Origin of the sequence: Sporosarcina koreensis (assembly GCF_001531445.1) — a bacterium.
Lineage (GTDB): Bacteria > Bacillota > Bacilli > Bacillales_A > Planococcaceae > Sporosarcina > Sporosarcina koreensis_C.
Map to the genome: position 1 here is coordinate 1 of NZ_LQYA01000198.1, position 20,666 is coordinate 20,666.

General features: G+C 44.3%; 18 protein-coding genes, 1 other RNA gene and 1 pseudogene. 16 read left to right on the plus strand and 4 right to left on the minus strand.

From position 1 onward, the window contains the following. The first annotated feature begins 210 nt into the window (after positions 1 to 210). The 12 genes from AWV70_RS17910 to ssrA all read left to right on the plus strand — a co-directional run bounded on the left by AWV70_RS17910 (position 211) and on the right by ssrA (position 12,336). The gene (locus AWV70_RS17910) at positions 211 to 447 is read left to right on the plus strand and encodes a glutaredoxin family protein (protein ID WP_060209905.1); all 237 of its coding nucleotides are present in this window, start codon (positions 211 to 213) and stop codon (positions 445 to 447) included. A gap of 124 nt (positions 448 to 571) precedes the next feature. Next, entirely contained in the window at positions 572 to 1,606 is a 1,035-nt protein-coding gene (locus tag AWV70_RS17915; RefSeq protein ID WP_060209906.1) for a sugar-binding transcriptional regulator, read from the plus strand. 50 nt (positions 1,607 to 1,656) lie between these two features. Next, on the plus strand, positions 1,657 to 2,664 hold the full coding sequence (gene gap, locus AWV70_RS17920) for a type I glyceraldehyde-3-phosphate dehydrogenase (RefSeq protein ID WP_060209907.1): 1,008 nt from the start codon (positions 1,657 to 1,659) through the stop codon (positions 2,662 to 2,664). 261 nt (positions 2,665 to 2,925) lie between these two features. Beyond that, positions 2,926 to 4,110 carry a phosphoglycerate kinase gene (locus tag AWV70_RS17925; protein ID WP_060209908.1) on the plus strand — a complete coding sequence of 395 codons (1,185 nt, stop codon included), beginning with the start codon at positions 2,926 to 2,928 and terminating at the stop codon, positions 4,108 to 4,110. Positions 4,111 to 4,124: 14 nt separating this feature from the next. Next, positions 4,125 to 4,886, plus strand: a complete 762-nt coding sequence (gene tpiA / locus AWV70_RS17930) for a triose-phosphate isomerase (RefSeq protein ID WP_060209909.1) — start codon at positions 4,125 to 4,127, stop codon at positions 4,884 to 4,886. Next, positions 4,879 to 6,405, plus strand: a complete 1,527-nt coding sequence (gene gpmI / locus AWV70_RS17935) for a 2,3-bisphosphoglycerate-independent phosphoglycerate mutase (RefSeq protein ID WP_060209910.1) — start codon at positions 4,879 to 4,881, stop codon at positions 6,403 to 6,405. The genes tpiA and gpmI overlap by 8 nt, the downstream gene beginning before the upstream one ends. Positions 6,406 to 6,422: 17 nt before the next feature. Next, positions 6,423 to 7,718 (plus strand): phosphopyruvate hydratase, encoded by a 1,296-nt coding sequence (gene eno / locus AWV70_RS17940; RefSeq protein ID WP_060209911.1) that lies wholly within the window; start codon positions 6,423 to 6,425, stop codon positions 7,716 to 7,718. A gap of 119 nt (positions 7,719 to 7,837) precedes the next feature. After that, positions 7,838 to 8,065 (plus strand): preprotein translocase subunit SecG, encoded by a 228-nt coding sequence (secG, locus tag AWV70_RS17945; RefSeq protein WP_060209912.1) that lies wholly within the window; start codon positions 7,838 to 7,840, stop codon positions 8,063 to 8,065. A gap of 159 nt (positions 8,066 to 8,224) precedes the next feature. After that, on the plus strand, positions 8,225 to 8,971 hold the full coding sequence (locus AWV70_RS17950; protein ID WP_060209913.1) for an alpha/beta hydrolase: 747 nt from the start codon (positions 8,225 to 8,227) through the stop codon (positions 8,969 to 8,971). Between the two features lie 88 nt (positions 8,972 to 9,059). Beyond that, the gene (rnr, locus tag AWV70_RS17955; protein WP_235588751.1) at positions 9,060 to 11,345 is read left to right on the plus strand and encodes a ribonuclease R; all 2,286 of its coding nucleotides are present in this window, start codon (positions 9,060 to 9,062) and stop codon (positions 11,343 to 11,345) included. A 60-nt stretch (positions 11,346 to 11,405) separates the two neighbouring features. Beyond that, the gene (gene smpB, locus AWV70_RS17960; protein ID WP_060209914.1) at positions 11,406 to 11,873 is read left to right on the plus strand and encodes an SsrA-binding protein SmpB; all 468 of its coding nucleotides are present in this window, start codon (positions 11,406 to 11,408) and stop codon (positions 11,871 to 11,873) included. Positions 11,874 to 11,975: 102 nt separating this feature from the next. Next, positions 11,976 to 12,336: a transfer-messenger RNA gene (ssrA, locus tag AWV70_RS17965) on the plus strand. A gap of 171 nt (positions 12,337 to 12,507) precedes the next feature. Here ssrA and AWV70_RS17970 read toward each other — a convergent pair. After that, the gene (locus AWV70_RS17970; RefSeq protein WP_060209915.1) at positions 12,508 to 13,377 is read right to left on the minus strand and encodes a polysaccharide deacetylase family protein; all 870 of its coding nucleotides are present in this window, start codon (positions 13,375 to 13,377) and stop codon (positions 12,508 to 12,510) included. 264 nt (positions 13,378 to 13,641) lie between these two features. Here AWV70_RS17970 and AWV70_RS17975 point away from each other — a divergent pair, with 264 nt between their 5' ends. The 4 genes from AWV70_RS17975 (at position 13,642) to AWV70_RS17990 (ending at position 18,089) form a co-directional block, all read left to right on the plus strand. Then, positions 13,642 to 15,108 carry a serine hydrolase domain-containing protein gene (locus AWV70_RS17975; protein ID WP_060209916.1) on the plus strand — a complete coding sequence of 489 codons (1,467 nt, stop codon included), beginning with the start codon at positions 13,642 to 13,644 and terminating at the stop codon, positions 15,106 to 15,108. 194 nt (positions 15,109 to 15,302) lie between these two features. After that, positions 15,303 to 16,004, plus strand: coding sequence for a vancomycin resistance response regulator transcription factor, VanR-F/VanR-M family (gene vanR, locus AWV70_RS17980; protein ID WP_060209917.1), 702 nt, complete (start codon positions 15,303 to 15,305; stop codon positions 16,002 to 16,004). A 4-nt stretch (positions 16,005 to 16,008) separates the two neighbouring features. Then, a complete protein-coding gene (locus AWV70_RS17985) occupies positions 16,009 to 17,115 on the plus strand; it encodes a sensor histidine kinase (protein ID WP_060210045.1) in 1,107 nt (368 codons plus the stop codon). A gap of 104 nt (positions 17,116 to 17,219) precedes the next feature. Then, complete coding sequence (locus AWV70_RS17990; protein WP_060209918.1) at positions 17,220 to 18,089, plus strand: M15 family metallopeptidase; 870 nt, start codon at positions 17,220 to 17,222, stop codon at positions 18,087 to 18,089. Between the two features lie 502 nt (positions 18,090 to 18,591). Here AWV70_RS17990 and AWV70_RS17995 read toward each other — a convergent pair. The 3 genes and pseudogenes from AWV70_RS17995 to AWV70_RS24845 form a co-directional block, all read right to left on the minus strand. Beyond that, positions 18,592 to 19,131 (minus strand): GNAT family N-acetyltransferase, encoded by a 540-nt coding sequence (locus tag AWV70_RS17995; RefSeq protein WP_060209919.1) that lies wholly within the window; start codon positions 19,129 to 19,131, stop codon positions 18,592 to 18,594. Positions 19,132 to 19,439: 308 nt separating this feature from the next. Beyond that, positions 19,440 to 20,135 (minus strand): LysR family transcriptional regulator substrate-binding protein, encoded by a 696-nt coding sequence (locus AWV70_RS24840; protein ID WP_306464405.1) that lies wholly within the window; start codon positions 20,133 to 20,135, stop codon positions 19,440 to 19,442. Positions 20,136 to 20,198: 63 nt separating this feature from the next. After that, positions 20,199 to 20,666, minus strand: a pseudogene (locus tag AWV70_RS24845) (transposase); the annotation flags it as partial.

The following is a 20,666-nucleotide window of genomic DNA, read 5'->3' on the forward strand; positions in this document are numbered from 1 at the left end:
CATAAATCCGGTTAAGTGCTCATAAAGCGAGGCAAGTGCTCATAAACCCGGCTAAGTAATCATAAAGCGTGGCGAGTGATCATAAATCAAGTAAAGCGACCATAAATTCATCTGCCACTCAAAAAGACTGTCCTGAAAAGTCGAAATGACTTTGTTGACAGCCTCTTTTTCATTTATACTAAAAGAAAACCACTATGCGAGGTGTCCCAAATGCACATTCAATTCTACACAAAAAAAGGCTGTCATCTATGTGACGAGGCGGAAACGATGATGAAACTCGTCCAAGAGGATTTTCCGCTAACGTGGTCGACAATCGACATTGAAACGGATGATGAAAGCCATGAGAAATACATGATGATGATTCCCGTCGTGGAGAAGGATGGCGAAGTGCTATTATACGGCTCCATCGGCTATATCGACTTGCTCGATTTATTCGAAAATAGATAAAGAAGTTTGAATTTATTGGCGGCAAGGTATATACTAATAATAAGATTTATATTTTTTTGCACTAGGTGGGACAAATAATATATAGATGGGTCAAAATTGTCCTATCGTGAAAGAGGGGTTTTCTATGATCCCAAAAATTATAGAGGCACAACAAAAGCTTGTGCCGGAAATGATGGAGTTATTACAGCAGCGGTACAAAGTTTTGAAATTCATCGAAGTGGCAGGTCCGATTGGAAGAAGACCACTTGGCCAGTTGGCGGATATTTCGGAGCGGGAATGCCGGAACTTGATGGAAACGTTGCGGACAGAGGGACTTATCCGCGTTGCGAAAGAAGGCGCGACCATAACAAACGACGGGGTGACCGTCCTCGACTCGCTTGGACCAACAATTGACGAGTGGACCGGGCAAGGATTGATTGCCAGGAAACTGGCCGAGTTATTAGGGATCCAAAACGTACAAATCGTTCCGGGAAATTGCGATGAAAATCCGGCTGTGAAAAGTCTTATCGGCAAGGAAGCTGCCGCTGAATTCATGAATCGGATCGGTGACGGCCGTATCATTGCTGTTACAGGCGGAAGCTCGGTGGCGTCCATTCCGCAGCACATTCAGTCAATCGAAGATGCCGATCGTCTGCACTTCATTGCCGCAAGGGGCGGTGTCGGCGACGATATCGGATTGCAGGCGAACGTCATCGCCGCTTCATTTGCGGAAGCAAGCGGGGGCACGTACAGCACGTTCTATTACCCCGAGTCGCTGAGCGTTGAAGCGCATGAAGTGTTCAAACGGGAGCCCACAGCTATCCAAATGATGGAGCTTTATAAGAAAACGGATTGCGTCCTGCATGGAATCGGGGACGCCCTCCGAATGGCGGACTTGCGAAACACACCTGAGAATGAATGCCTACATCTGCGGGAGCAAGGAGCGAAAGGTGAAGCGTTCGGCTATTACTTTGATGATAAAGGCAATGTCGTCCATCGGATCAGGACAGTCGGCATTCAGACGGACCAGTTGGAAAATGTGCCGCTTATCATCGCTGTTGCAGGCGGGAAAAGCAAAGCCGAAGCGATCTTGTCCTATATGGAGAGCGCTCCCCGTCAAACGACTCTTGTCACCGATGAAGGAGCGGCACGCGCGATGCTTGCGAAAGTAGAAGGTTAACATGCATAACTAACGTAAATACTTGAACCGAATCTTAGGAGGTAACGGAAATGACAATTAAAATGGCGATTAATGGATTTGGACGTATTGGAAGAGTTGTGATGAGGGAAGCAAGAAAGCATGATGAGTTTGAAATTGTGGCAGTGAACGATTTGACGGATGCACAAATGCTTGCGCATCTTTTGAAATATGACTCGGTGCACGGGATTTTCGACGCTGAAGTCAGCTCAGAGGGAGATTCTCTCATCGTCGATGGGAAGAAAATTAAAGTATACGCTGAAAAAGATCCGTCACAATTGCCGTGGGGCGAGTTGGATGTCGATGTCGTCATCGAATCGACAGGCGTGTTCCGGGATGAAAAAGCGTTGATGAAGCATATCGAAGCGGGCGCGAAAAAAGTGATCTTGTCTGCACCAGCCAAAGGGGATATGAAAACACTCGTCATGGGTGTGAATGAAGAGTCTTATGATCCTGAAAATGACAATATCGTTTCCAATGCATCATGTACGACAAACTGCCTTGCGCCTGTCGTCAAAGTGTTGCAGGATCAATTCGGCATTAACAAGGGCATGATGACGACAGTCCATTCATACACGAATGACCAACGTATTTTGGATCTGCCGCATTCCGATTACCGTCGTGCGCGTGCAGCTGCCGAGTCAATGATTCCTACAACGACTGGTGCCGCTTCCGCAGTGACGAAAGTAATCCCTGAATTGAAAGGGAAATTGGATGGCATGGCAGTACGTGTTCCAACGCCGAACGTATCACTCGTCGATTTCGTAGCTGAACTTGGAACAGAAGTGACAGTGGAAGATGTGAATGCCGCATTGAAAAAGGCTTCGGAAAATGAATTAAAAGGAATTCTTTACTATAATGAGATTCCGCTAGTATCAACAGACTACAATGGGAACACTGCGTCGTCGACAGTAGACGGGCTATCGACAATGGTATTGGATAACAACATGGTGAAAGTCATTGCTTGGTATGACAATGAAACAGGTTATTCCGCCCGTTGCATCGACTTAGCGCTATATATGAGTAAAAAAGGCATCTAAGCTATACGTCTAGACTTCGGGCGCTCTAGCTACTCGGGTCATAAGTCAGCTCCGCTGCACGGCAAAGGACGCCGTTTCGCAGATCTGCCTTATGCCTGTCGCAGCTAAGCAAGCGCCCTACGCTTTTGTATAAATTATAGCTAATCCAATGGCGACCCATTATAATAGATAGATGGGTAGGAGGAACGGTGAGACCCGTTCCTTTTTTTTACATTCCCCGCCGTTTCTGGCGCTCAATTTTCTTAGAGGGGTGCGGTTTACATGATAGCCAAACAAACGATCAAAGACATTGAACTGAACGGGAAGCGCGTATTTTGCCGTGTCGATTTCAATGTACCGATGGAAAACGGTGAAGTGGCGGATGATACGAGAATCCGCGCTGCTGTTCCGACAATTGAATTCATGGCGGAAAAAGGTGCAAAGGTCATTCTCGCCAGCCATCTTGGAAGGCCAAAAGGTGAAGTGAATGAAGACATGCGACTCACTGCGGCCGGGAAAAGATTATCGGAACTCCTTGGGAAAAACGTGAAGAAACTTGATTCTTCCATCGGAGAAGAAGTTGAACAAGCGGTCGCTGATATGAAGGCAGGCGACATCGTTCTTCTGGAAAACGTCAGATTCCATGCAGGGGAAGAAAAGAATGATCCGGAGCTCGCGAAAAAGTTCGCGGAACTAGCAGATATCTTCGTTAACGATGCATTCGGTGCAGCACATCGTGCACACGCTTCCACAGCTGGAATCGCACAGTATATTCCGGCGGTAAGCGGATTTTTGCTTGAAAAGGAATTGGAAGTCCTCGGGAAAGCGTTGTCAAATCCGGAGCGGCCATTCACAGCAATTATCGGCGGCGCAAAGGTGAAGGATAAGATCGGCGTCATTGACAATCTGTTGGACAATGTGGACCATTTATTGATCGGCGGCGGCCTATCTTATACGTTCACGAAAGCGCAAGGCTATGAAACAGGCAACTCATTAGTCGAAGAAGATAAAATCGAGCTTGCGCAATCGTTCATTCAAAAAGCGAAAGAGAAAAATGTCAAACTCCATTTGCCGATTGATGCGGTAGTGGCGGATGCGTTTTCTGAAACTGCCAATGTGAAAACAGTGAAGATCGACGAAATCCCGGATGGCTGGATGGGACTCGATATCGGACCGGAGACTGCTGAACTGTATGCGGATGTTATCAAGAGTTCCAAGCTCATCATTTGGAACGGGCCGATGGGCGTTTTCGAAATGGAACCTTTCGCTGCGGGCACGAGGAAAGTGGCATTGGCGATGGCTGAAACGGAAGCGTACACAGTTATCGGCGGTGGGGATTCCGCTGCGGCAGTCGAAAAGTTCGACGTTGCTGAAAAAATGGATCATGTGTCAACTGGCGGCGGTGCGTCATTGGAATTCATGGAAGGAAAAGAATTGCCTGGTGTGACGGCGCTGAATGATAAGTGACGGGAGGTAGCAAAATGCGAAAACGAATCATCGCAGGAAACTGGAAAATGTATAAAACGATGGATGAAGCGAAGAATTTTGTAGAAGAAGTGAAAGACCGCTTACCGGAATCAGATCGAGTGGACGCGGTCATTTGCCCGCCCTCTCTTTATTTGTCTGCGTTAGTGGAATCGACGGAGGGCACTCCTTTAAAAATGGGAGCGCAAACAATGCATGACGTCGATGAAGGTGCGTTTACAGGAGAAATAAGTCCGAAAATGCTGGCGGAACTGAATGTACCATTCGTCATTCTTGGTCATTCCGAACGCCGCCAGTATTTCAATGAAACGGATGAAGCGGTCAATCGTAAAGTAGTAGCAGCCTTTTCAAAAGGATTGACGCCGATCATCTGTGTCGGTGAAAGCCTTGACGAACGGGAAGCAGGCAAGACGGTCGAAACAGTTGCCGTCCAAGTGCAAAAAGCGTTTGAAGGAATCAACGCCGAACAAGCGAAAGATGCAATCATTGCCTACGAGCCGATCTGGGCAATTGGGACAGGTAAAACGGCGACTGCGCAAGATGCGAATGACGTATGCGGAGAGATCCGTGCTGAAATCGGCAAGCTATATGATGACGAAACAGCATCAGCGATACGCATCCAGTATGGCGGCAGTGTAAAACCTGGCAATATTGGCGAGTTGCTCTCGATGGAACATGTCGATGGTGCGCTTGTCGGAGGAGCAAGCCTTGAACCAGCATCATTCCTCGAAATGATCGGAGTTGCGGCAAATGACTAAAGCACCGGTCGCCCTGATTATCTTGGACGGCTTCGGACTACGGGACGAACGGTTCGGCAACGCAGTCGCACAAGCGAGCACACCGAACTTTGATATTCTGTGGAATGAATATCCGCATTCGACATTGACCGCTTGTGGCGAAGCTGTCGGTCTTCCAGAAGGGCAAATGGGGAATTCGGAAGTGGGCCATCTTAATATCGGCGCTGGCCGGATTGTCTATCAAAGCCTGACCCGGATCAATAAATCCATCAAAGACGGGGACTTCATGACGAACCCGGCGTTGCTCGGAGCAATTGATCATGTAAAACAGAACGATTCATCCCTTCATTTGATGGGGCTGCTTTCGGACGGCGGTGTACATAGCCATTATGAGCATTTATTCGCCCTCCTTCGCCTCGCCAAAATGAATGGAATCAAGAACGTCTATATCCATGCATTCCTCGACGGACGGGACGTTGGTCCGCAAACTGCACCCGGTTATACCGAGCAGACCGAAAAGGTGATGGAAGGTCTTGAAGTCGGTAAAATTGCCACGGTTTCCGGACGCTTCTATGCAATGGACCGGGATAAAAGATGGGATCGGGTGGAGCGTGCATACCGGGCGATCGTCGACGGTACGGGCGAACCATTCAAAAACGCTACGGAAGGCATCCTTGCTTCGTATGAGAAAGGTCTCCATGATGAATTCGTGGAACCATTCATCATTGCGGAGGAAGGCGAACCGGTCGCGACTGTGAAAGATGGCGACGCGGTTGTGTTCTTCAATTTCCGTCCCGATCGCGCAATCCAATTGTCGAAGGCGTTTACGGATTCCGTGTTCGACGGCTTCCACACAGGACCCGAAACGTTCGAAAACTTGAAGTTCGTGACATTCACGCAATATAGTGATGAAGTCCAAGCCGACGTCGTTTTCACATCTCAAAACTTGGAGAACACGCTCGGTGAAGTGCTTTCGAAAAACGGACTCCGACAGCTGCGGATTGCCGAAACAGAGAAATATCCACATGTGACGTTTTTCATGAGTGGCGGCAAGGAAGACGAATTCGAAGGCGAGAAGAGGATTCTCATCGCAAGCCCGAAAGTCGCAACCTATGACTTGAAACCGGAAATGAGTGCGGTTGAAGTGACGGAGGCGTTGCTGAAAGAGATTGAAGACGAAACGCAGGACGCTATCATCCTCAATTTTGCGAACCCCGACATGGTCGGGCATAGCGGTATGCTGGAGCCGACGATCAAAGCGATCGAGACGGTCGATGCGTGCCTCGGCAGGATCATCGACGCCTTGTTGCTGAAAGGCGGTACAGCAATCGTCACTGCGGACCACGGGAATTCCGACGAAGTCGTGACGCTGGAAGGAAAGCCGATGACCGCCCATACGACAAACCCGGTGCCGGTCATCATTACAAAACCCGAAATCGATTTGCGGGAAGGTGGCATTTTGTCGGATCTGGCCCCGACGATGTTAAAGCTTCTCGAAATCGAACAGCCGGAGGAAATGTCCGGAACACCATTATTCTAATAAAGGGAGAGATTGAAATGCCAATCATTACTCATATCCAAGCAAGAGAAGTTCTTGATTCACGCGGTAACCCAACTGTCGAAGTCGAAGTGTTCACGGAAAGCGGCGCGTTCGGCCGTGCCATCGTTCCTTCAGGCGCTTCCACTGGTGAATACGAGGCGGTTGAACTGCGCGACGGCGATGCATCCCGCTATCTTGGAAAAGGTGTTTTGAAAGCAGTCGATCATGTCAATGAAATCATTGCAGATGAAATCGTGGATAATTATTCAGTGCTCGATCAAGTTGTCGTCGACAATGCACTGATTGAACTGGATGGCACGAAAAATAAAGGCAAGCTTGGCGCAAACGCGATCCTTGGCGTTTCAATGGCCGTTGCGCACGCTGCAGCCGATTATTTGGACCTTCCTCTGTACCAATATCTTGGCGGCGTCAACGCGAAGCAATTGCCAGTTCCGATGATGAACATTTTGAATGGCGGCGAGCATGCGGATAACAACGTTGATATCCAGGAATTCATGGTTATGCCGGTAGGCGCGGAATCATTCCGTCATGGTCTTCGCATGGGAACTGAAATTTTCCATAGCTTGAAAGACGTATTGAAATCAAAAGGCCTCAACACTGCAGTCGGTGATGAAGGCGGATTCGCACCGAACTTGGCATCGAACGAAGAAGCGCTAGCGACAATTATGGTCGCAATCGAAAATGCAGGATACAAACCGGGCGAAGAAGTATTGCTCGCAATGGATGTCGCTTCATCCGAGTTCTACGACAGCGAAACGAAACAATACCGTCTGGCGGGAGAAGGAATTACAAAAACTTCAGAAGAAATGGTTGCTTGGTATGAAGAGCTTTGCTCGAAATATCCAATCGTCTCCATTGAAGACGGCCTTGACGAAAACGACTGGGCAGGACATAAGTTATTGACGGAGCGCCTTGGCTCGAAAGTCCAATTGGTCGGAGACGATCTGTTCGTCACGAACACAGAGAAACTGGAGCGTGGCATTGAAGAAGGCGTCGGCAACTCGATCCTCATCAAAGTGAACCAAATCGGTACATTGACAGAAACATTCGATGCAATCGAAATGGCGAAGCGCGCGGGCTATACAGCAGTCATCTCCCACCGTTCCGGCGAATCCGAAGATACGACAATCGCAGACATCGCGGTTGCAACAAATGCGGGTCAAATTAAGACAGGAGCACCTTCACGCACGGACCGCGTCGCGAAATACAACCAATTGCTCCGCATCGAGGACCAACTGGATGAAACAGCGGTTTACCTTGGGAAGAAATCGTTCTATAACATAAAAAAATAATGCGATAAATCAGCCGGCAATGACCGGCTGGTTGTTTTTGTCTCGAATTTTGTTGTAACAGTGAAAAATGTTTGATAGAATATAAATGTTGAGATGCTCTATGCAGGAGGTGGAACAAAGTGCATGCTTTGTTAATGACGTTGCTATTAATCGTATCATTGGCGTTGATTGTTGTTGTATTATTGCAATCCGGAAAAAGTGCAGGTCTGTCTGGAGCCATCTCCGGTGGTGCCGAACAACTTTTTGGAAAACAGAAAGCTCGTGGATTGGATCTAGTGCTTCAACGAGTGACAATTGTACTTTCAATTTTATTTTTCGTTTTGGCGATTGCCATCGTGAAATTTTAATCGGAACTATATAATCACATAACTGATAAACGCCTGGCCACCCGTATGGTCGGGCGTTTTTTTCATCGTGAAAAGGGAAAGATAGGATACATAAGGCTTTTTTATTTAAATCTACCTCAATTTTTGTAATGCTGGGATTGTAGAGAAAGGATGAGGGATATGAGAATTGCACAGCCAAAGCCGTTCTTTTTTCAAAGTGGCAAACGGGCAGTCTTGCTATTGCACGGCTTCACAGGAACATCCGCGGACGTCCGGATGCTCGGCCGTTTCTTAGAAAAGAAAGGGTACACATCATTGGCGCCGCACTATAAAGGACACGGCGTACCGCCTGAACAATTGATTGAAACGGGACCGGGCGAATGGTGGGAAGATGTCATTGCTGGCTACAATGAATTGAAGGAAGCTGGGTACGAAGAAATCGCAGTTGGCGGATTATCTCTCGGCGGCGTATTTTCATTGAAATTAGGGGTTAAAATGCCTGTGAAGGGTATTGTAACAATGTGTTCGCCAATGGTGATGAAATCTCCGGATAAATTGTATGAAGGCGTGTTGAAATATGCCTCAGACTATAAAAGATATGAAGGAAAATCGAAAGCCGAAATCGAAGAAGAAGTCGAAGCGCTTCGCGGTAAAACAATGCCGTCTCTTGCCGAATTGACGCCGCTTGTCGACGAAGTGAAGGGACAGCTCCCGGAAATCGATGCTCCGCTTCTCGTCATCCAATCACGGAATGACGAAGTGATCGATCCGGATTCGGCTAACATCATTTACGAGAATGCATCTTCTGAAAAGAAACAGATTGAGTGGTATGAAAAATCCGGTCACGTCATTACGCTTGGACCGGAAAAAGAACATCTTCACGAAACAGTATTTGAATTTCTTGAATCACTCGACTGGAACGTGTGAAAATAGAAACAGTTGACGATAGTTATGAATGGAGGGATGGTAATTGGATTTTATTGATGAGGAATTAAAAACAAGGCTATTGAATTTCATGAAAGAGGAATCGTATAAACCATTGACGGTTCAGGAGATCCAGGAGTCATTAGGAATCGAAGGGGCTGCTGAATTCAAAGAGCTTGTCAAAATGCTTGTGCAGCTCGAACAGACAGGTGAAATTGTCCGCTCCCGTACAAACCGTTACGGCGTCCCGGAGAAAATGAACCTGGTGAGAGGTAAATTCATCGGACATGCGAAAGGATTCGGATTTGTCACGCCTGAAACGGAAGGGATGGACGACATCTTCATTCCACCGCCTGAAGTGAACGGTGCGATGAACGGGGATATAGTCCTCGTACGCGTTTCAAAAGGCGATTACGGCGGCCGGCGCGAAGGAACGATCATTAGAATTGCTGAACGGAAAACGACGAAGGTTGTCGGGACATACCAAGATAACCGCGGCTTCGGTTTTGTCATTCCGGACGATAAAAAACTTCCGATGGATATTTTCATCGGAAAAGGGAATTCACTCGATGCCGTAGACGGCCATAAAGTCGTCGTGGAAATTACGGAATGGCCGAGTGAGCTGAAATCGGCAACTGGCATGGTCGTACAAATCCTTGGGCATAAAAATGATCCAGGCGTCGATATTTTATCAATCATCCATAAGCATGGCATTGAAGTCGAGTTTCCAGCAGAAGTAATGGAGCAGGCGAATAAGACGCCAGACGAAGTGCAGGAGAAGGATCTGTTCAAACGTACTGACTTGCGGGAAGACCTTGTCATTACAATCGACGGGGCGGACGCAAAGGACTTGGATGATGCTATTTCCCTCGTAAAGAACGACGACGGGACCTATACATTATCCGTCCATATCGCTGATGTCAGCTATTATGTGCAGGAGAACACGCCGCTCGACGACGAAGCGTACGACCGGGCAACGAGCGTCTATTTAACGGACCGTGTCATCCCGATGCTTCCACATAAGCTATCGAATGGCATTTGTTCATTGAACCCACATGTCGATCGTCTGACGATGTCATGCCGGATGACCATCGATCGAAACGGAAAAGTGATCCACCATGAAATATTCGAAAGTGTCATCCAATCGAAGGAACGGATGACGTATACAGACGTCTATAAGATCATCGAGGAAAAAGACGAAGAGCTCATGAAAAATTACGAGCATATCGTTCCGATGCTGAATAATATGGCTGACCTCGCTTCGATTTTGAGGCAGAAACGGATCGACCGCGGCGCCATCGACTTTGATTTCAAGGAATCAAAAGTGATTGTCGACGAACAAGGATGGCCGACTGATATTGTCATAAGGGAACGTACTGCGGCGGAACGCCTCATTGAGGAATTCATGCTCGCTGCAAACGAAACGGTTGCAGAGCACTTCCACTGGATGCAAGTGCCGTTCCTTTACCGTATTCACGAAGATCCGAAAGTGGAGAAGCTCCAACGATTCTTTGAGTTTCTAACAAACTTTGGAATCGTCGTCAAAGGTACGGGGAATAAAGTGCATCCTCGCGCATTGCAGGAAATTGTCGAGTCAATCGAAGGCATGCCAGAAGAGACCGTCATTTCGACGATGCTCCTCCGCTCGATGCAGCAGGCGAAGTATTTCGAAGAAAGCCTCGGCCACTTCGGATTGTCAGCTGATTTCTATACGCATTTCACGTCTCCGATCAGACGTTATCCTGACTTGATCGTCCATCGACTGATCCGGACATATTTGATCAATAAGGACGTATCTTCCGAGACAATTGCGCATTGGAACGCTAACATGTCTGAGATCGCTCAGCACACGTCCGAGCGTGAACGACGCGCAGTTGATGCAGAACGCGATACAGACGCTTTAAAGAAGGCGCAGTACATGCTAGACAAGATTGGCGAGGAGTTCGACGGTGTCATTTCATCCGTGACGAACTTCGGTATGTTCGTAGAGCTGGAAAACACGGTAGAAGGACTCGTACACGTCAGCTACATGACGGATGACTATTACCGCTTCGACGACCGCCAAATGATGATGATCGGCGAGCATACCGGGAAGCAATTCCGAATCGGGGATGAAGTGACGATCAAAGTCGTTTCCGTCAAACCTGAGGAATCGGCAATTGACTTCGAGATTTCGGGCATGAAGCAATCATTCCACCGTGCACGGAAAGAGACGCCGAAAGTCATTCATACGAAGAAACCGAGCAGTGGCGGCGGTCGCCGGGGCGATTCTGATAAGCCAAAAGGCGAAAAGAAAAAAGGCGCACCGAGCCAGAAGAAGTTTTATGAAGGTGTAGCGAAAAAGAAGAAGAAACAGGCTCCAAGAAAGAGAAAATAAACGTGACGGCATTCGTTCATGCGAATGCCGTGGCATTTTTAAATGATGGGGGATACTATTATGGCGAAAGGTCAAGGGAAAGTTCTGGCCGTCAATAAAAAAGCGAACCATGACTTTGCGATTGAAGAAACGATTGAAGCAGGGATTGTGCTGCAAGGGACGGAAATCAAGTCGATCCGCAATGGCAAGGTGCAATTGCGCGATGCTTTCGTCCTGATCCGGAACAATGAAGCATGGATTTCCAACATGCATATCAGTCCGTACGAACAGGGAAATCAATTCAACCATGACCCATTGCGTTCGCGAAAGCTGCTGCTCCATAAAAAGCAGATTGCAATGCTGCTCGGGCAGACAAAGCAGGAAGGCTTCGCAATTGTGCCGCTGAAAATGTATTTAAAAGACGGATTCGCGAAAGTATTGATCGGCGTCGGTAAAGGGAAGAAGCTCTACGACAAACGTGAGGATCTGAAGAAGAAAGAAGCAAAACGCGAAGTGGAACGTGCTTTCAAGGCGAAACAGCAGTATTGATTTTAACGTCAAAATGTAGTATGATACTAGTAGTGATATAGTTCAGAAGCCTTTCAACAGGCATTCCTGACATCCCTTAAAGGTGTAACAACCTTTTATAACGGGGACGTTACGGATTCGACAGGGGTGGTCTGGGCTTGAGCTGCGCGTCGGAGGGATCGTCTCCGTCAGAAACGACAGTTAATAATAACTGGCAAAACAAACAACAACCTAGCATTCGCAGCGTAAGCTGTTGAATCTGCCTAGCAGTTCCATCGCCCATGTGGCATTGTTAGGCTCACCTATTAGTGGGATACGGTAACGGTCGCCTCCTGAGGCCGTTGCAAGAGACTACCAGGATAGCGCTCAAGACGCCTTGATTGACGGCATAATGCAGCGCGAATCGCAAGTAGTCAATCTACACGCGTAGACGCTGAAGTAGCAGAGCCTTTGGACGCGGGTTCGACTCCCGCCGTCTCCATAGAAATTATGGAATAATAAAACGGATAAGAAGCACAAATTTTCCAATAGGAGAATTTATGCTTCTTTTTTACGTAATCGCCTTTTACTAACAGCACTATTGGTTTGACCTGAAGTGTATTTCATAGAACTCGTTCTAATACCAGTTATAAAAAAGAAATAGAAGAGAAACCTTCTATTTCTTATATGGAATATTTAACAATTCAGGAACTATGACAAATTCGTACCCTTGCTCTTGCAGTGCCGGGATAATTTGGTGAAGCGATTCAATTGTATTGGTTCTATCTCCACCCGATTCTGCCCCATCGTGCATGAGAATAATCGCGCCAGGTTGAATGTTGTCTAATACTTTCGAAGCAATAACTTCCGGCGGGTCTTCTTGCCAATCCAAGGAATCAACCGACCATGCAATTACGTAATAGTTCATTTCACCAAGCTTTTCGACTAATTCATTGTATAAGAAGCCATATGGTGGTCTAAATAATTTTGTCCGATAACCAATAATGTCTTTAAGGGCATCTTCCGTTCTGGTTACTTCCCGCTCTAGCGTTTCGAGGTGGGATTCTTGGACAAGGTTAGGATGGGAGTAAGTATGGTTTCCAATCACATGCCCCTCGTTTTGCATTCGCTTGACAATTTCAGGATTGGCAACGGCTCTTGAACCTAATACGAAGAATGTTGCTGGTACATTGTACTGTTTCAATACATCTAATACACCATTTGAAAAACGTGGGTCAGGACCATCATCAAAAGTTAAAGCAACTCGTTTTTGGTCAGTAGGACCTTGTAAGAAAAAAATGTCTGGATACCTTTGTTGCAAAATTCTTAGGTCAACAGGTTGCTGAGGATCCCGCCCGGAATTTTCAGATCCTCCGTCAAGGTCAGGCAAATCTTCTACCTGATCATCTTGTATGACCGCTTTCGACCATTGCCGCGATACAGTTACCAAGGGTTCCTCATTCGCATAAACAGCCATGATATCTGTAATATGAAAACCAAATAAAATCCCTGTAACCAACAAAAACTTGAGTATTCGAGCTTGCATCCATTCATCTCCTTTTTTCATTCCATAACAGAGACTATTTATTATCACCATTGTTATTTTTGACGAGAGAGGGTTATTTATTCAAAAAGAAATGAACGTGGTTAGTGGGATACGGTTACGGTCGACTCCTAAGGCCGTTGCAAAAGATTATCAGGATAGCGCTCAAAACGCCTTGATTGACGGCATAATGCAGCGCAATGAAAATTAAACTCAAACTACGCAAAAATGGCAATTATCCTTTCATTATTCAAAAAAGGGGATCTTATGAAAAAAACACTTGTTTCTATGATAACGGTACTTCTATTGTTCTCAGGACTCTCGCAAAGAAGCTATGCGATGTCAGATGCGCAGGCTGAGGCCATACAGTCGCTGCTGGACGATGCTACTCGAATATCTGGTGTGCCGGGCTTATCAGTCGCAATTCTAGCCAATGAGAAAGAATACTATTACTCTTCCGGTTATGCAGACCTTAAAAAAGGAATACCCGCAAGTGAAAACACATTATACGAGCTGGCCTCGGTCAGTAAAGCCTTTACCGGCATAGGCATACTGTTGCTGGAGGAGCAAGGACGTTTATCTATGACCGACTCAATTCACGACTATTTACCCTGGCTAACACTAAAATATCAAGGAAAACCTGTTGATATGCAGAGCCTTACTCTTAATAATTTTCTTCATCATACAAGTGGTTTGACCAATAATAGACATGCCCAACTTATCCCTCAAGGCAATACGCCCGATATGCTGCAAAAGACGGTGGAAGTGCTGGTGGATACTGATTTATCCTTTCTTCCTGGCAAGCAATATACGTATGGAACCATTAATTATGATGTGTTAGGTCTGGTTATCGAGCAAGTATCGGGTCAAAGCTACGAAAGCTTTATGAGCGAACAGGTATTCCAACCGTTAGGCCTTAACCAGACATTCGTCTATAAAGAGGATGCCATGGCTACTGGACAGCTGGCACAAGGGTATCGTTCTTCTTTTTTTAAAACAACCCCGTATAACGCGCCTGATTATTCCGGAAATAAACCCGCCGGCTATATCATCTCTTCTACAAAAGATATGGCGCGTTGGATGGGTATTCAGATGGGAATTGTGAAAGATATACCAGAAATATTTCACACCGCTATTCAAAAGTCGCATCAGGGGGATAGATCCGTTCTGGCTGTTGACACTATGTATTATGCAGCAGGCTGGATGGTGAACACCGACCAAACGATTATCGAGCACTCAGGAGAAAACCCAAGCTTCAGAACCCAAGTGGTGCTATTACCCAATGAACAAACAGCCATCTGCTTATTGGCGAACGGCGCCAATATCAATACGAGCATGGTACTAAAAATCAAAGATATAGTAGACGGCAATTTGTCGCAAACCTATGAAATAAGCAGCGCGCAGCTGATGGATATTCTTTTGTCAATTGCCACCATTACTTGTTGCTTGTTAACTGTTTTATTTTTTGTTTTGGGATTCCGAAGGCGGAAACTAAATAAAAAGCAGCAGATCACAAAAAAAAGAAAAATTGCATCCTTCATTTTACTACTAGTTACAGCGGCTCTAAGTATAACAGGCTTTGCCCTTGAGTGGTCGATCATACTTGTTTGGGAAACCTATAGTATTCTTACTGCCCTCATTTCGGTAACACTATTAACAGCAAGCCTTGCATGGCTTGTATACTCTGGCAGATATAGCCGTCCGCTGAAATACACGTTACCTCTTTCGACTTGATGGCATAAAAGAAGGACCTAACGTTTAATCATGCCTAGTGAGGTGGGTTGCATTCCTCCTTTCACTATCAAACGGGCCAGGTGGTTAAGGAGCGTTTCAGATGGAAATAAGATATTATTGGATGGTATTGTTAAGGTATCAAATAAGATAACAGAACGTTTAGTAAAGGACATGGATGAAAATGAGGTGGATATATGAAAGATATCTCGATACTTATTGCTGATGATGAAAAAGAAATTGCTGATTTAATTGCTCTTCATTTAGAGAAAGAAGGATATCATGTTATTAAAGTCTCGGATGGAGAAGAGGCTGTTCATGTTGCCCAGACTGAGTCGATTGATTTGCTGATTTTGGATATTATGATGCCTAAAATGGATGGATATGAGGTAGCCAGCCGCATTCGGGAACAGTATAATATGCCTATCATATTTTTGAGCGCTAGAACGTCTGATTTCGATAAAGTACAGGGACTGGTAATTGGAGCAGATGATTATATGACTAAACCATACTCCCCAATCGAGTTAGTTGCACGTGTAAATGCGCAACTGAGACGTTTTATGAAGTTAAATCAATCTGATACGAATAAGGGGAATAACCCCCGCGTGGAATATGGTGGATTAGTAATTTCTCCTGATCAACGTACAGTTACCTTATATGATGAAAGCATTCAGCTAACACCGAAAGAGTTTGATATATTGTATTTACTAGCTAGCCATCCAAAGAAAGTTTTTAGTGTAGAAAATATATTTCACCAAGTATGGGGTGAAGATTATTACGAAGGCAACAATACCGTTATGGTACATATTCGCACTTTGCGAAAAAAAATGAAGGAAGATAAGAATAAAAACAAACTTATCAAAACGGTATGGGGCGTGGGGTATTCATTCGATGGCTAAAACTATGCAGAGAAGCTTTCAGTTTAAAATGCTCTTGATATTGGGTAAAAGTATGCTTCTGTCAGGTATAAGCACATTTCTAATTTATAAAATTTTCCAGCTTTATTATCATACGTTTCCCGACTATAAAGGTATAACGTTTTATATACGCGAAGTCATCAGAGATATTGGAGATTTAAATCTCTTTTTGTTAATATTTATCCCCCTTGCGATTTATTTTTTCTTTCTTCTCACCAAGCGTTATTCGAATTATTTTAAAAAGATTTCCTCTGGAATTCATCATCTCGCCAACGGAGACTTTACGAGACATGTTGAGATTTCATCTGATGATGAATTTGAAGATCTTGCAAAAGAAATTAATATGGCAAGTAGAAAATTAGAAGAAGCGATTCAACGAGGAGATTTTTCGGAAAATAGTAAGGATCAATTAGTTATAAATTTAGCTCATGATTTGCGGACTCCACTTACCTCTGTTTTAGGATATTTGGATTTGATCCTTAAGGATGAGACCTTGACTAAAGAACAAAACAGACATTTCCTAAAAATTGCCTATACAAAATCTCAACGTTTAGAAAGGCTAATCGATGAATTATTCGAGATCACCAGAATGAACTATGGGATGCTGCCAGTTGAAAAAAGGAGTATAAATTTAACTGACCTACTTAATCAATTGAAGGAAGAATTGTATCCTGTATTCGAAAAAAGTCATTTGATTGCTCGGATGAATAGTATGCCGCCGCATTTACCCATTTTTGGTGATGGTGATTTGATAGCACGTGTGTTTGAAAATTTAATGACTAATGCGATTCGGTATGGATTTGAAGGGCAGTATGTCGATATTAAAGGTTTTATTGATGTAGATGAAGTAGTCGTTCAAGTTGTAAATTATGGAGACAGCATTCCACAGGATGAACTTCCGCATCTTTTCGATATGTTTTATACCGGAGACAGGGCTCGAACTCATCAAGAAGATAGTACAGGACTGGGCTTGTTCATTGCGAAGAATATTGTGGAGCAGCATAATGGCACCATTACTGTCAACAGTAGTATAATACGTACCATTTTTGAAGTTCGCTTACCACAGGAAAATGGTGAAAATGAACAATTTTAAAATCCGGGATAGGATTTAAGAAAAATTTAATATTTACCCCACTTTTTATTTAAATAGTTTTTCCTATTCTTATAAGCATGGAAGAAAGAAGGAGGACATTTAAAATGAAGAAGTGGGGATTTTTAATTATTTTTTTTCTATGTTTGGGTCTAGCAGCTGTTAAGATAGTACCTTTTTTTCAAGATAAACCAAATATTGAATCGTTCGAAGATGATAACGTAGATAGTTTAGTGGATTCCGGGGATATCCAAAAGGTAAAGGTTACAGAAAAACAAATTCATCAAGGGAATTTGCTTTTGGTAAATCATGATCACGCAGTCGACCCAGAAAATATTAAATCAGATATTGTCAACTTAGCAAGTCACAAGGAATTAATAAAAGGATTTAGTCTATTTGATAACAAAACGTATTTATCTGAAGAAATAGCACGTAAATTTTCGGACATGCTCCTTGATGCGAAAGAAGAGAGGGAGTTTAATTTTTTTATTACGAGCGGTTTTCGAGACTTTGATGAGCAAAATGAACTTTATCAAGAAATGGGTTCCAACCGTGCCTTGCCAGCCGGCCACAGCGAACACAATCTGGGCTTATCGCTAGATGTGGGAACTACCCAAACGATTATGGAGAAAGCACCTGAGGGAAAGTGGATTAAAAAAAACGCTTGGGAATACGGATTTGTTGTACGATATCCAGAGGATAAAACGGACATAACGGGAATTCAAAATGAACCGTGGCATATCCGCTATGTTGGGCTTCCGCATAGTGCGATTATGGAGGAAAAGGGTTTTGTTTTAGAAGAATACTTGGATTACCTAAAGGAGAAAAAGAAGGTTTCAGCTATGGTTGAAGGCGAAAATTATACGATTTCTTATTATCCCTTTTCCGAAGGCATGACTATTAATATTCCGAAAAACCACGAATATGAGATTTCAGGTGACAATGTTAATGGAGTAATTGTGACTGTTTATGAATGATAAATTTAAAGGAGAAAGTTAATTTATATCATAATCGAATGTATGTAAGAGGAGGGGGATACCGCAAGTAGGATACGGTGACGGTGTCGCCTCCTATAGCCGTTGCAAGTGATTATCAGGATAGCGCTCAAGACGCTTTGATTGGCGGCAAACTTGCGCGCGAATCGCAAGTAGTCAATGTACACGCATAGACGCTGAAGTATTGGAGCCTTTGGACGCGTGTTTAAAGCCTTCACTTCCATATTACTTGAACGAGGAAGACAAAGTAGTAGATATTATGTTAGGGTTTTTGAATTTGGTAAATGGCGGAATTCAAATTGAGCATCCTAATGGGTGCTTTTTTTGCTGTAAAGAAAGCTTAGCAAGAATAAATCATCATCAATGAAAATGAATAATGAAGCAACCGGAGTAGTAAAAAGAATTTGCCCTCTTTTTGCATTTTTGCTATTGACTTCGCATAGTTGGTCTTATGCTGTACGATGCACTATTCAAATTGTTAGCTTTATAATCCGAGTCTGGCGCCTACTTCTGCATACTCTATATCTTTTCTTTCTGCATTCCAATTACTCCCTGTTTGTCCGTCCCATATCGCTCCTGTTTCAACGAAACCGACAGACGCAAACAACTTCCGGGCGGCTTCGTTTACCATCCAATATGATGTAGCAACTGCATCGGCTTTTCCTTGTGGAAACGACTTTATGTAATCAATAACTTTCATCATTGCTTGTTTGCCAAATCCTTTGCCTTGATGCTTTTTATCAATCATAAAGCGATTAAGTCCATAAGTAGATTTATCTCCATATTTTTCACATAAAAATGCACTTTCCGCCAGTTCGAAAAATCCAATATCGACATATCCTATGACTTCATCATTGTTGCATATAGCGAAGATCATAGGTGGTTTTTCGTCGTTGAGTAGCTTTACATAGGCTTTAGCCAAACAATATATGCTGGAATCCACATTTCCTTTCTGCTTGTCTGTTATGCTTAACTTCAACACTGCCTCAAAATTATCGTGGGTAATTTTTCTTAATTCAATCATTTTTCTTCCCTACTTCCGAAAATATAAATTCGCTGCATCTGCCTGTAACGCCGTTCCCCGTCCTCCGTGCCTTAACGACACCAGTATAGTATAAAAACCCAGATGTTTCCACATGAATATTCCAAGCCCATCTGCGGTCTGCTCGCCGCCGCCAAGGGGCTTTTCATCATTAGTACTCACCCTTACTTTTTGACACAGAAACTCTCATGATAAATAAACCTTATCATAGATACTTTAAATTTATATCTACATTGCACACAGCCAGCGCACGTCCTATTCCTCAAGCTTCTCCTGTTACACCAGCAACTTTACCCATACTTATTCTTTTGGAAAACCCAAGTTTTTGTAATGTCAATAAACCTCTCCGCCGCAGGTGATAAACGTTTAAAATCCAGAGCTGCTATTCCAATTGTCCGATAAACATCATCACTTATGTGTTTTATATAGATATGGTCCATCTGATTAGGGAGTGTCAGTTCAGGCATAATGCTGATCCCCAATCCTGCTTGAACCATGGCCACTATGGAGTGAACATCTTTTATGACAAACTTTACATTTGGTAGTACGTTTTGTTGCTTGAAAAGAAGTCGTACATGTTCATCGCATCCTTTATATGGCATTATAAATGGATCTGATATGAGTTGCGTTATAGATATCGATTGATGTTCCCTTAGCACATGTGAAGAGGGAAGCAATAATTTTAAACGGTCATCCTTTAGTGGATAAAAATCTACGGTCAATTTATCTATATTAAGAATGAAACCAACATCTATTTTTCCTTTTTGAAGCCAGTGGCAAATTTCCTCGTACGTTCCTTCAAGCAGTTCAATTTCGACTTGAGGATGCTGGTCATTAAATTGTTTCAGGATGTGAGGCAGCCAATGAATTGTAATACTTTCAAACGTGCCGATACTTATTTTTCCTTTTTGTAGCCCCGTGATCTCCTCAGCTTCTTGTTTCATTAGCTTTATTTGATGTAAGATATTTCGAAAATGAGGAATCATTTTTTCCCCATTAGACGTAACGCTTGCCCCAGAACGGTTTCGGACAACTAGTTGAAATCCGAGTTTGTAAGCTGCATCAGCGGCAACGACGACTGGACGTCCTACTTGCTCGATGATTTTCTGGACTAATGGTTCAAGCAAATTACTGTCGTGGACATTCCCTGGCGTGACGATGTTTGCGAGTACAAACCCCTTTTCGTCCGTGGCAGCGTGAAAAGAATAAGCGAACTGCTTTGTCCGTTCATCTTTAACGTAATAACCACTTTCCGGGTCTGTTGTCGACTCCTTAATCTCCTTGTACTCTTCCTTTTCAAACTTTTCCGGCGGGAATGGTTTCTTCCCATTCTTTTCCCGATCTATGTTGAGCTCCTTCTTGAGCCTCTTCTCATAAGCCCGCGTCTCTTTACGAACAACCTTCTTCTCAAACTTTCTCTTATTCGCACTCGCTTTCACATGGGTAGAATCAATAAAGACATGTTCTGGGCTGAGAAGCCCACGGTTTGCCACCTCGTTTAGTACTTTATAGAAGAT